Raw genomic sequence first — 12263 nt, 5'->3', positions numbered from 1 at the left:
GGTGGGCCACGATCGCGGCCTGAGCCGCCCGCCGAGGGCGACCACTACAGACTTGGCTGGCAATTGCCGTAACCACGGCCCTTCTCCTGCCGTCCTCAACTTCAAAAGCCGATAACGCAACAGGCCCCTTGTGGGAGAAGGTGGCGCGAAGCGCCGGATGAGGGGTTCTCTCCGCTCGCAAGACTGTTCGTGAGGATGGAGACCCCTCACCCGTCTCGCCGCTTCGCGTCGATCCACCCTCTCCCACAGGGGGAGAGGGCAAGACCCCATCAATCCAGCTTCGCCTCCATGCCCCGCTTCACCGCCGGGCGCGCCATCAGGGTCTCGTACCAGCGCTTGACGTTGGGGAAGTCGGCCAGATCAACCTTGTGGCGAGGGTGGCGCCAGGCCCAGCCCAGGATGGCAAAATCGGCAATCGAGAGGTCGCCGGCGACGAAGTCGCGGCCGTCCAGCTGGCGGTCGAGCACGCCGTAGAGCCGGCGGGTCTCCGCCATGTAGCGCTTCAGGCCATAGGCACGGTCCTGCTCGTTCTCGAGCGCGATGAAATGGTGCACCTGGCCCGGCATCGGGCCGAAGCCGCCCATCTGCCACATCAGCCATTCGTAGACGGGAATCCGCCCGGCAAGCGATTTCGGCAGGAATTTGCCGGTCTTTTCACCGAGATAGAGCAGGATCGCGCCTGATTCGAAGATGCTGACGGGCTTGCCGTCCGGGCCCTCGGGGTCGACGATCGCGGGGATCTTGTTGTTCGGGGAGAGCTTGAGGAACTCGGGTGCCATCTGCTCGCCCTTGGTGATGTTCACCGGGACCACGTTGTAAGGCAGCCCCATCTCCTCCAACGCGACCGAGATCTTGCGGCCGTTCGGCGTGTTCCAGGTGTGCAGCTCGATGGTCATGCCTTGCTTCCTTCCCCAACAGGTTTGGCATCCCACCTACTCCAGAACGTCGCGCCCCCACAACCGGCGGCCGGGGATGGCCGATCCCTGTTGACGAGGGACGCCCCCTCTGGAATGTCGCGGCTGTCGCGGATAAATTCCGCCTCCTCTAAAAACGCTCCCGAGGGACCGCCGTGTCGAAATCAGCCTCCCGCGCCCGCCTGTTCGAAATCATCCGCCGGCGCTCATTCGGTCGCGGCGAGGTGACGCTCGCGTCGGGCCGCAAGAGCGATTTCTACTTCAACCTCAAGCCGACCATGCTCGACCCGGAGGGGGCGACCCTGCTCGCCGAGCTGACCTATGAGGCGCTTAAGGACGACAATCTCGATTTCATCGGGGGCCTCGAGATGGGCGCGGTGCCGCTCGCCGGTGCGCTGGCGCAGATCTCATGGATCAAGGGCCATCCGATTGCGGCGTTCTTCGTGCGCAAGAAGCCGAAGGAGCACGGCGCCAAGCTCGCGATCGAAGGCCTGCCCAGAGGCGAGACGCTCGAGGGCAAGCGCGTCGTGATCGTCGAGGACGTCACCACGACAGGCGGCTCGGCGATGAAGGCGGTGGAATCGGTGCGCGAGACCGGCGCCGAGGTGGTGCTGGTGCTGACCATGGTCGACCGCGAGGAAGGCGCCACCGACACGTTCGGTGCGGCCGGCCTGCCGTTCCGCTCGCTGTACAAGGCCTCGGAATTCTTGAAGGCCTGACGCGGCGAAACATCCCTCGCCGTCATGCCTCAGTGTGCCCCGGAAGCAACCATCCGTCCAAAGCTGCGCCCGGCCCTAAAGAGGCCACCGCCTCGTCTTGAAACCGCCTCCGCTCAACTGCTCATTTACCATCGCGCCTTATGGTGAATCATGTGCTGAGACCCCTTGGGGTCCCGGCCGGTTCAGTAGCGTCGGGTGGAGTGAGCATTGCGTACAGTCCTGTCCCATGCGCGCCGGCGGCGTCGCGCGATGCTTGTGGCCGCCACCCTTGGAGCACTTGCGGCTCCGGCCCCGGTTTCGGCCGAGGGCCTGTTCGACTTCTTCTTCGGCGGCATGCAGCAGCAGCGGCCGCAGCGCGAGGTGCCGCAACAGTCGAGCTCCTACGCCGATCCCTTCAGCGGGCAGCAAAATGCCGCAACCCCACAATATGTGCCGCCGACCCGCTCCGCGGCAGCCGGCGGCTCCGGCCCGGCCTTCTGCGTGCGCAGCTGCGACGGCAAATATTTTCCGCTGATGCGCGGCCTCACCTCGCCGGCCCAGATGTGTCAGGCGTTCTGTCCTGCCAGCGCGACCAAGGTCTATTTCGGCTCCTCGATCGACGGTGCGGCGTCGCAGACCGGCGAGCGCTACGCCGACAGCGAGAACGCGTTCGCCTATCGCAAGGCGCTGCGCGCCGACTGCACGTGCAACGGCCGCGAGCCGGTCGGCCTTGCCCCGGTCGATCTCGCGCTAGACTCCTCGCTGAAAGCCGGCGACGTGATCGCCACCACTGACGGCCTCGTCGCCTATACCGGCATCCGCGTCGGCAACGACCAGGCTGCGGACTTCACCCCGGTTGCCTCCTATCCCGGCCTCACCGCGCAGGTCCGCGCCCGCCTCGGCGAGATGAAGGTGGCCCCGGTGCGGGCAGAGACGGTGTCGGCAGATGCGCCCGCTGCGGAGATCGTGCGTGAGACACTGCCCGATGTGACGGTGCCGAAGACGGCGGCGCAGAAGCCGGCGAAGCGGGCGGGGTTGGATTAAAGCCGCTTTCGTGTCCCGGACGCGCTGCACGCTCTTTGGCGTTGCTGCGCAGAGCCGGGACCAGAATGCCGCGAGCATGGGCCCCGGCTCTGCAGCGCACCGCTGAAGGAGCGCTGCGCCCGCGTCCGGGGCACGAGACTACCTCCCGATAATCACCCCGATCACGTTCGGCGCCGCCAGATATTTCTCCTCGATCGCCGCGCGCGCGGCGGCGCGGTTGTCCGGCGTCAGCAAGCCGCGCTTCTCGGCCAGGATCATCCAGCAGAAGCCCCACCAATCCGTCAGCATGCCCTGATCGCCGACGAGGTCGTAGCCCTGCTCGGCCGCGAAAATGCGCGCATGCGCTTCGTCCAGCGTGTCCAGAAACAGATGATCCTCGGTCGAGAACAGATCGTCGCTGACGTCGTCGATGGTGTAACCCCAGATCGACTGGCACACCGCGTTGAACTCGCGGTCGAACTGGTCGTCATCGATCCTCTGGCGCCGCGCCGCCTGATGCAGCCGCGATAGCGAGCGCGCGAAATCGGCGATCCGGGTGAGGGCAAATTGATCGAAGGCGATGGTGGACATGTAGTCCTCGCAAAGTCTGACAGACGCTAGATATTGTATCGGCAACGCGCCGAATCACAATTATATATCAAAGACTTGCTAAAGTGTTCTTAATTTGTTCCTAACTCGGCGACTGTCCCCGTCAGTTTTGATCGCCCGAAATGAAAGGGGCCGCCTCGCAGCGGCCCCTTGCCGGTTACAATCTTGTTCGGGATCAAAATTCCAGCCCCGGCAAGCGCAAAGTTAGAGCCGGCAACGCGCTTGGGCGATTCCGGAAAACTACTGAATGTAGTGCTGTCCCAATTTTGGGCCTCAGGAGCAGCGTGAGGCTGCAATGGCGTGGACGCGGCGGTCGCCGAGCAGATGGGCGACAAAACCATTGGCCGGAAAGATCTTTGCGAAGGCAAGGTCGCGGATGCTGAGGCCGCCAGCGTAGGCGCCGAATGCCGGCATCACCGCGCGCATGCCGTCGGAGGCGAAGCAGCGGCGCTCCATCGAGCGGCCGCGCGCGGAGACGCGCGCCTTGGGATGGAGATGGCCGGCGATCTCGCCGCGTGCGCCGGTCGGCTCGTGACGGAAGGTGATCGGGCCGATCGCGACCTCGTCGGCGACCGTGCCGCCGAGATCGCGCGGCAGCATCGGATCGTGATTGCCGGAGATCCAGATCCAGTCGCGGCCGGTCTGGAGCGCCGCGACGGCATCGCGGTCGTCCGGCGACAACCGCTCATGCGCGGTGCGGTCGTGAAAGCTGTCGCCGAGTGCGATGACGGTGCGCGGATCATGGCGGGAGATGACAGCAGCGAGACGGCCGAGCGTCGCGACGGTGTCGTAAGGCGGCAGCAGCACGCCGCGGGTGGCGAAGCTGGAGCCTTTTTCCAGATGCAGGTCGGAGACGACGAGCAGGCGCTGCTCCTCCCAGAACAGGGCGCCGGAAAGATCGGCGGCGAAGGTCACATCGCTGATGGTGACTGTGGACACGCGCATGTCGTCGACGTCTCCTGAAACCTGCGCGCCAATCGTCACGTCTTACCCGCTTCTATCCATCGCCTCTTTGACGAGCTCATCGGCGGCTTCGGCCAAAAGCTCGTCTGCAGCTTCGCCATAGACTGACTCGCGGCCGATTTCCAGCATCACGGGCACGGCCAATGGGGAGACGCGGTCGAGTTCCCGGTGCGTGATGCGGCCGTGGATGCGGGCGAGCATGTCGCCGAGGCGGCGCAAATCGAGCAGGCCGGTGGCGGCATCGGCGCGCGCGGCGCGCAAGAGGACGTGATCGGCCTGGTGCTTTCGCAAGACATCATAGACGAGATCGGTCGAGAACAGCACCTGGCGGCGGCTCTTCTCTTCGCCGGTGTGGCGGCGGGCGATCAGGCCGGAGATGATCGCGCAGTTGCGGAAGGTGCGCTTCATCAGGGCGGATTCGGCGAGCCAGGCCTCGAGATCGTCGCCGAGCATATCGGGGTCGAACAGCGCGTTAAGATCGACCCGGCCATCACGGATCATGAACGAGAGATCACCGAGCGCCCAGATCGCCACCGCATATTCGTTGGCGACGAAGCCGAGCGGCCGCGCGCGGGCGCGCTCCAGCCGGCGCGTGAGCAGCATGCCGAGGGTCTGATGCGCGAGGCGGCCTTCGAAGGGATAGCAAACAATGTAGTGCTTGTTGGCGCGCGGAAAACTCTCGACCAGCAGCTCGCGCACCGCGGGCACGCGCGAGACGTCCCGTTGCAGCGACAACCAGTCGCGCACCTGCTCCGGCAAGCCGCCCCAGGCGCGGCCGTCATCGAGCAGCCGGCGCACGCGCTCGGCGAGATAGGTCGAGAGCGGAAACTTGCCGCCCATGTAGGACGGCACCTTCGGGTCCTTGTCGTTGGCGCGGGAGACATAGACCTGGTCCTCGACCAGGGTTTCATAGCGCACCACCTCGCCGCTGAACACAAAGGTGTCACCGGGCGAGAGGCCCTCGATGAAGGCTTCCTCGATCTCGCCGAGCAACCGGCCGCCGCGCGCGATGACGCCGGTCGAGCCGCCCATTTTTCCCTTGCCGCCACCGCGCGAACGCACCAGCCGCACCTTCAGCATGTCGTCCTCGACGATGGTGCCGACATTCATCCGGTAGCTCTGCCGCACCTTGGGATTGGCGACGCGCCAGCGCCCCTCCTTGTCCTGCTTGATGCGGGCAAAGCGTTCATAAGTCTTCAGCGCATAGCCGCCGGAGGCGACGAAATCGACGACGTCATTGAAATCCGTCCGCGACAAGCCGGCGTAAGGCGCGGCGGTGCGAACCTCGCCATACAGATCATCGCTGAGGAACGGCTCGCCGCAGGCGCAGCCCAGCACGTGCTGGGCCAGCACGTCGAGCGCGCCGGTGCGCAAGGGTGGCGTATCCTGCGCGTTCTCGGCAATGGCATCGATGGCGACGCGGCACTCCAGCACTTCAAAACGATTGGCCGGCACCAGCACCGCGCGCGAGGCTTCGTCGAGGCGGTGGTTGGCGCGGCCGATCCGCTGCATCAGGCGCGAGGAGCCCTTGGGCGCGCCGATGTTGACGACGAGATCGACATCGCCCCAGTCGACGCCGAGGTCGAGCGAAGAGGTGCAAACCACACCGCGCAGGCGTCCCGCCGACATGGCGTCCTCGACCTTGCGGCGCTGCGCAACATCGAGCGAGCCGTGATGCAGCGCAATCGCGAGGCCGTCGTCGTTCATGCTCCAGAGATTCTGGAATAGCATCTCGGCCTGGCTGCGGGTATTGACGAAGACCAGCGTGGTCTTGTTCGCCTTGATCAGCTCGTAGATCTCAGGAAGCGCGTGGCGCGCGCTGTGGCCGGCCCAGGGCAGGCGCTCGCGCGTATCCAGCATCTCGACCAGCGGCGGCGCCGCGCCGCCGGCGATGACGATGTCGGCTGCTCGCTCCCTGCCGTCGGGCTGCGGCACCAGAAAGCGCGCGAGCTGATCCGGCTCTGCCACGGTCGCCGACAGGCCGATCGAGCGCATCTGCGGCGCCAGCCGCCACAGCCGCGCCAGCCCGAGCGAGAGCAGGTCGCCGCGCTTGGACGTTACCAACGCATGCAGCTCGTCGAGCACGATGCGCTTCAGCGAGGAAAACAGGAACGGTGCATCATCCGAGGACAGCAGCAGCGCAAGCTGCTCGGGCGTCGTCAGCAACACATCAGGCGGATAACGCCGTTGCCGCTGCCGCCGCGACACCGGCGTGTCGCCGGTGCGGGTCTCGACCTTGATCGGCAGCGCCATCTCCGCAATCGGCCGCTCCAGATTGCGCGCGATGTCGACGGCGAGCGCCTTCAGCGGCGAGATATAGAGCGTATGCAGGCCGCCGGTGCGCTGCACGCTGCGGCCGGTGGAGACGAGGCTTTGCTTCTCACCCGCCTTCCGTTCGGCTGCCTCGGTCGAAAGCTCCACCAGCGTCGGCAGGAATCCCGCCAGCGTCTTGCCGGCGCCGGTCGGCGCGATCAGCAGCGCGCTAGCGTCTTCGCGCGCCTTCTCCAGCAGTGCCAATTGATGCGCGCGCGGCGACCAGCCACGGGCTGCGAACCATTGCTGGAAGCGGCTCGGCAGCAGCGTGGCCGGCTCGGCCGATGTTTGGAGGATACGGGGCGGCACGGCATGACAGGTAAGCCGTGAAGATCGCTTCGTCGAGGGGTGCCGCCCTCCCCGCCTGCACGAGGAGGGCCAGTGATCTCACGCCCCGGCCGGCACCTGATCCAGAAATCCGGTCACGCTTCTGATGCGGCCGTCCTTCAGTACGGCGAAATCAGTACCCTTGATCGGGCTGTCGGTGCCATCGGGACCAAGCCCCCATGAAAAGCGGATGTGATCGCCGTAGCCGTTGGGCTCGCCGATCAGCTTGAACTTGAAATCGGGAAAGCGCTGCTGCACGCCTGCGATCAGCGCCTCGATGCCGTCGCGGCCGTCGCCCTTCATCAAGGGATCGACATAGCTCGCATCGCTCGTCCAGTTTTCGCTGAGCAGTTCGCGGCGCCGGCCGGCGGTGCGCTCGTTCCAGAGCTCGATGTAGCGGCGGGCGATTGTGATGGGGTCGGTCATAATGCTCTCCTTCGAGGACGCCGTATTCGGCTGTCCCTGACTATCGAAGGATCGCGCGCGCTTATCGATTACCTCGCAGGTCATCGTTGCGCGAAAAAATGGAGCGCGATGATGTTGTCATCGCGCTCCATTCGCATGCGAATTGGTCGTGAAGATTACTTCGCGGCCGTGACCATGATCTCGACGGTGTATTGCGGCGCCGCCAGCTTGGCTTCGACGGTGGCGCGGGCGGGGGTATTGCCGGCCGACACCCAGGCGTCCCACACCGCATTCATCTCGCCGAACGTCTTCATATCGGTGATGTAGATCGTGGCCGAGAGCAGCTTCGACTTGTCGGTGCCGGCCTTGGCGAGATGGCCGTCGATGGTGGCCAGGATGTCCTGGGTCTGCTTGGTCACGCTTTCGCCGGCGGCCTTGTTGGCGACGACACCGGCGAGATAGACGGTGTTGCCATGCACGACGACCTGGCTCATGCGCGGGCCGGTTTCGAAACGCTGAATGCTCATTTACGGATCTCCTCACTGGAATGGCGGCCCTGTCTAGCCCAGCACCTCGCGCCGTGCCACCCCGGGCACGCATGCGTTGCCTGCGGCGCATGCGTTGCCCCGCACGCATGCCGTCAACGCCGAGCATGTGCGCCTCACGGAAACTGACTGAAAAAAGCCCAGATCGTCTCGGCGCCATCGATGTCGCCGTTCTGCGGCCCGAGCAGGCCGGCTGCGACCCTCGGGAAGCGGGCATCCGGAGAAAATCCAGGCATGCGGTGGCCGCCATGGTTGATGCGATAGAGCACGACGTCGTGTCCCCTCGGGCAGCGCGATGAGATCCGGGTCACTGTCGATTGGTCTGCAGGCGCCTTGTCGGGCAGGTCGGTCACGCTGGCATCGTCGGTCTCACAGCCATTGAGCTTGCGCCAGAACGCCAATGTCTCCTCGGTCGACCAGAAGCCGTCTGCGGCAAAATAGCTCGATCCGCGACCGCCCTCGTAGGGGACCAGCTGGTCGGCCGTGCCGTTCATGAGCAGCATCGGCAGCGGCCTTGACGGATGGCAGGTGACGGCGGCCTCGTCGGTGAGGTTCATGATCACGCTCGCGCCTGCCGCAAACAGATCGGCGCGGGCGCAGGCCATGGTCATCGCCATGGCGCCGCCATTGGAGACGCCCGCGATGAAGACGCGCTTTGCATCGGCCGTGCCGTCGGCCACCAGCTTCTCGACGAGCTTTGCGAGGAAGGTGACGTCGTCGGTGCCCACCGGCGGGCCGCGCAGCGCCGGCCCCGCCTTCGTTCGCGCATCCGCCCATGCATGGTTGAGGCCATCAGGAAAGACCACGGCCAGGCCCTCGCGCTTGGCGACCTGCGGCCACGCCGTCCGCGCGATCATGTCGGCGCCGCGCTGGGTCTTGCCGTGCAGCACGATGACGAGCGGTGCCGGCTTCCTGGCCGGCAATTGCGCACTGTAGGAGCGCTTCACGCCGTTGACGTCGATCGTCTCGGCGGATGCGACTGATGCGGCGGCCAATGCAGCAACCACCGCCCCGATGCACATCCACCGCCGCACGATCTAGCCTACCGCTTTCGCCGCGGCCCGGCCCGCATTGCGGCCCGAGAACAGGCAGCCGCCGAGGAAGGTGCCTTCCAGCGAGCGATAGCCGTGCACGCCGCCGCCGCCGAAGCCGGCGGCCTCGCCAACCGCATAGAGGCCGGGAATGACGCTGCCCTCGCTGCCGAACACACGCGAGTCGAGATCGGTCTCGAAGCCGCCCAGCGTCTTGCGGGTGAGTATGTTGAGCTTGACCGCGATCAGCGGCCCCTGCGCGGGATCGAGGATCCTGTGTGGGGAGGCGGTGCGGATCAGCCGGTCGCCGATATAGCGGCGCGCATTGTGGATGTTCATCACCTGCGCGTCCTTGACGTAAGCGTTGGCGATCTCGCGGTCGCGCGCCTCGATCTGCATCCTGATGTGCTCGAGCTTGAGGAGGTCGCTGCCGGCAAGCTTGTTCATCTCCGCAACAAGGTCCTCGATCTTGTCGCGTACGATGAAGTCGACACCATGGCTTTTGAACGCCTCGACCGGCGCGGGGGCGCCCTTGTTGGTGGCGCGGCGCAAGGTCATGCGCCAGCTCTTGCCGGTGAGGTCGGGATTCTGCTCCGAGCCCGACAGCGCGAACTCTTTCTTGATGATGCTCTGGGTCAGGATGAACCAGGAATAATCATAGCCGGTCGACATGATGTATTTGAGCTGGCCGAGCGTGTCGGAGCCGGGGAAGAGCGGCGCCGGCAGCCGCGTGCCTGTTGCGTCGAACCACATCGAGGAGGGGCCGGGCAGGATGCGGATGCCGTGGCGCGGCCAGATTGGATTCCAGTTCTGGATGCCCTCCACATAATGCCACATGCGGTCGCGGTTGATCAGCCGCGCGCCTGATTTCTCGGTGATGCCGATCATGCGGCCGTCGACATGCTCGGGCACGCCGGAGATCATGAATTTCGGGGGATCACCGAGCCGCTTCGGCCAGTTCTGCCGCACCAGCTCGTGATTGCCGCCGATGCCGCCGGACGCCACGATCACGGCCTGCGCCTTCAGCGCAAATTCGCCGACGACGTTGCGCGAGGAGCTCTTGCCGCGCTCGACCGTGTCGGGGGCGAGAACGGCGCCGCTGACGCCGTCCACCGTGCGATTGGTGATCGAAAGCGCATCGACGCGGTGGCGGAACCTGAAGCTCAGCCGGCCGCTTTTCATCGCCTCGCGCGCGCGGCGCTCGAACGGTTCGACGATACCGGGCCCGGTGCCCCAGGTGACGTGAAAACGCGGCACCGAATTGCCGTGGCCCATCGCGTCATAGCCGCCGCGCTCGGCCCAGCCGACCACGGGGAAGATGCGATGGCCCATCGCCCGCAGCCAGTCGCGCTTCTCGCCGGCCGCGAATGCCACGTAGGCCTCGGCCCATTGCCGCGGCCAGAAATCCTCGTCGCGGTCGAAGCCCGCGGCACCGATCCAGTCCTGCATGGCCAGGTCGAAGGAATCCTTGATGCCGAGCCGGCGCTGCTCCGGCGAATCAACCAGGAACAATCCGCCGAACGACCAGAACGCCTGGCCGCCGATCGACTGCTCGCCTTCCTGGTCGACCACGATCACGCGCTTGCCCGCATCCGCGATCTCGGTTGCGGCCACGAGGCCCGATAGGCCTGCGCCGACAACGACGACGTCTGTCTCTTCAGCCATGGTTTCCCCCTCCATTATTTCCCCCTCCATCGGTTCCCCCCTGTAGTCGCCCGGGATTGAAGCCAGCGGTGGCAACTGAGATCAAGGGCGTGGCGCGTAAGACATCGTTAACTTGTTCCACTTTGGGATAGAGGCCGGCCGAGTGCAGCGCGGACGCAACACTGGATTTGAATTTGTTTTGAGTCAGCCGCCCTGCCTAGACAAAACCTCGGTTACGACGGACGCTGGCCGTGCATCATCACCTGACACGCAGATTCGAATTCGACCGGGGCGGGGGACAATGAAGTTTCTGACGGGGTTGCTTGCGGCGGTTCTCCTGATCGCGGGCATGGGGGCTTCTCACGCGGTGGTTCGGATCGCGGATGACCGCGGTGGCCGGATTGGAACCTACGTCGACAGATACCAGGACCTGCGGCAGTCGGGCGAAACCGTCATCATCGATGGCCTGTGCGCGTCCGCCTGCACCATCGTCCTCGGCGCCATCCCGCATGACCGCATCTGCGTGACCTCGAGCGCGACGCTCGGCTTCCACGCCGCCTGGGATTTCGGCACCAATGGCCGGGCCGTCACTAACACCGAGGCGACCCAGATGCTCTACGCGATGTATCCGTCGCAGGTGAAGCGCTGGATCACCCAGCGCGGCGGCCTCACCCCGCACATGCTCTTCCTGAAGGGCAGGCAGCTCCAGGCCATGTACAAGCCCTGCTACATGGACGCGCAGGCCTCGGCGATCAAGCCGTTGCGCCGGCACCTCCCGCAGGCGGACCAGCTCGAATCCGCCCGCGGCCAGCTGGTCCACTGATCGTCCAGGACGGGATCGCTCCGGCCCGCCAGCGGCGCCTTGCCCGCAGGCGGGCCAAAGCTTATCTGGAAGCCAGGGAACCGGGGCCTTCGCCTCGATCGTTGTCATGGCTCAACCGCTGCACCCGACGCATCCGCTACAGGACAATTCGCCCACTGCCGGCCGGACGCCGTTCGTGCTGCTGTTGGCGGGCGCGGGGATCGGCGGATTGCTGGTGCTCGGCGCGCTGGCGCTGTGGTTCCACTACGGCACACAGATGTTCTTCGAGATGATCAGGACCGGTTTCGCCGCCTGCTTCTGATCCGCCACAGGAAGTTTTCCGCTCATGAGTTCCGCCGCCCGTCCGCTGGTGATCGCGACCGCCTTCGCAGCAAGCCTCGTTGTCGGCCTCCTGATCATGTTCTGGGCCATGGGCGGGGTCAGCAAGGTGGCGCAGCCGGCCGCGATCGGCGGCCCGTTCCAGCTCACCGACCAGAACGGCAAGGCCGTCACCGACAAGAGCCTCAAGGGCAAGCCGACCCTGATCTTCTTCGGCTACACCCATTGCCCAGACGTCTGCCCGACCTCGCTGTTCGAGATCTCGGAAGTGCTGCGCGCGATGGGCAAGGATGCCGACAAGGTCAATGCCGTCTTCATATCGGTCGATCCCGAGCGCGATACGCCGGCGACCATGAAGGATTATCTGTCGAGCTTCGATCCGCACCTCGAAGGCCTGTCCGGCGATCCCGCCGAGACCGCCAAGGTCATCACGTCCTACCGGGTCTACGCCAAGAAAGTCCCGACCAAGGACGGCGACTACACCATGGACCATACCGCGCTGATCTATCTGATGGACCGCGACGGCCGGTTCGTGTCGCCGTTCAATTTGAAGCGGACGCCGGACGAGGCGGCGGCGGATTTGAAGAAGTATCTCTGAGAAGAGCGCAGGATCGAGCGGCATTCTCGGTGCAACCTCTCCCGCTTGCGGG

Annotated in this window: 13 protein-coding genes; 5 read left to right on the top strand and 8 right to left on the bottom strand. The window is 65.5% G+C overall.

Annotated features, from left to right (window positions below; translation table 11 throughout):
• Nucleotides 1-269: 269 nt before the first annotated feature.
• On the bottom strand, nucleotides 270-896 hold the full coding sequence (locus CV770_RS38790; protein WP_104466063.1) for a glutathione S-transferase family protein: 627 nt from the start codon (nucleotides 894-896) through the stop codon (nucleotides 270-272).
• Between the two features lie 173 nt (nucleotides 897-1069).
• Here CV770_RS38790 and pyrE point away from each other — a divergent pair, with 173 nt between their 5' ends.
• On the top strand, nucleotides 1070-1633 hold the full coding sequence (gene pyrE, locus CV770_RS38785; protein ID WP_008136514.1) for an orotate phosphoribosyltransferase: 564 nt from the start codon (nucleotides 1070-1072) through the stop codon (nucleotides 1631-1633).
• A gap of 249 nt (nucleotides 1634-1882) precedes the next feature.
• Entirely contained in the window at nucleotides 1883-2656 is a 774-nt protein-coding gene (locus CV770_RS38780) for a DUF2865 domain-containing protein (protein WP_173015757.1), read from the top strand.
• A 138-nt stretch (nucleotides 2657-2794) separates the two neighbouring features.
• On the opposite strand, the gene CV770_RS38775 is transcribed toward CV770_RS38780, so the two are convergent.
• The 7 genes from CV770_RS38775 to CV770_RS38745 all read right to left on the bottom strand — a co-directional run bounded on the left by CV770_RS38775 (nucleotide 2795) and on the right by CV770_RS38745 (nucleotide 10493).
• Entirely contained in the window at nucleotides 2795-3226 is a 432-nt protein-coding gene (locus CV770_RS38775; RefSeq protein ID WP_038973194.1) for a hypothetical protein, read from the bottom strand.
• A gap of 291 nt (nucleotides 3227-3517) precedes the next feature.
• Nucleotides 3518-4189 carry a ligase-associated DNA damage response endonuclease PdeM gene (gene pdeM, locus CV770_RS38770; RefSeq protein ID WP_165637776.1) on the bottom strand — a complete coding sequence of 224 codons (672 nt, stop codon included), beginning with the start codon at nucleotides 4187-4189 and terminating at the stop codon, nucleotides 3518-3520.
• Between the two features lie 42 nt (nucleotides 4190-4231).
• Complete coding sequence (locus CV770_RS38765) at nucleotides 4232-6829, bottom strand: ligase-associated DNA damage response DEXH box helicase (RefSeq protein ID WP_091965806.1); 2598 nt, start codon at nucleotides 6827-6829, stop codon at nucleotides 4232-4234.
• A gap of 78 nt (nucleotides 6830-6907) precedes the next feature.
• Entirely contained in the window at nucleotides 6908-7273 is a 366-nt protein-coding gene (locus CV770_RS38760; protein ID WP_091965885.1) for a nuclear transport factor 2 family protein, read from the bottom strand.
• Nucleotides 7274-7428: 155 nt separating this feature from the next.
• The gene (locus CV770_RS38755; RefSeq protein ID WP_018320814.1) at nucleotides 7429-7779 is read right to left on the bottom strand and encodes a RidA family protein; all 351 of its coding nucleotides are present in this window, start codon (nucleotides 7777-7779) and stop codon (nucleotides 7429-7431) included.
• 134 nt (nucleotides 7780-7913) lie between these two features.
• On the bottom strand, nucleotides 7914-8819 hold the full coding sequence (locus CV770_RS38750; RefSeq protein WP_430649286.1) for a CE1 family esterase: 906 nt from the start codon (nucleotides 8817-8819) through the stop codon (nucleotides 7914-7916).
• A 15-nt stretch (nucleotides 8820-8834) separates the two neighbouring features.
• A complete protein-coding gene (locus tag CV770_RS38745) occupies nucleotides 8835-10493 on the bottom strand; it encodes an FAD-binding dehydrogenase (protein WP_091965808.1) in 1659 nt (552 codons plus the stop codon).
• 280 nt (nucleotides 10494-10773) lie between these two features.
• On the opposite strand from CV770_RS38745, the gene CV770_RS38740 reads away from it, so the two are divergent.
• The 3 genes from CV770_RS38740 (at nucleotide 10774) to CV770_RS38730 (ending at nucleotide 12211) form a co-directional block, all read left to right on the top strand.
• Entirely contained in the window at nucleotides 10774-11295 is a 522-nt protein-coding gene (locus CV770_RS38740; protein WP_201760229.1) for a hypothetical protein, read from the top strand.
• 106 nt (nucleotides 11296-11401) lie between these two features.
• Nucleotides 11402-11596, top strand: coding sequence for a hypothetical protein (locus CV770_RS38735; protein ID WP_091965809.1), 195 nt, complete (start codon nucleotides 11402-11404; stop codon nucleotides 11594-11596).
• A 24-nt stretch (nucleotides 11597-11620) separates the two neighbouring features.
• Nucleotides 11621-12211 (top strand): SCO family protein, encoded by a 591-nt coding sequence (locus tag CV770_RS38730; RefSeq protein WP_104466062.1) that lies wholly within the window; start codon nucleotides 11621-11623, stop codon nucleotides 12209-12211.
• Nucleotides 12212-12263 lie beyond the last annotated feature (52 nt).

Source organism: Bradyrhizobium sp. AC87j1, assembly GCF_002936975.1.
Taxonomy (GTDB): domain Bacteria; phylum Pseudomonadota; class Alphaproteobacteria; order Rhizobiales; family Xanthobacteraceae; genus Bradyrhizobium; species Bradyrhizobium shewense.
This window is presented reverse-complemented; position numbering and strand designations above follow the sequence as displayed.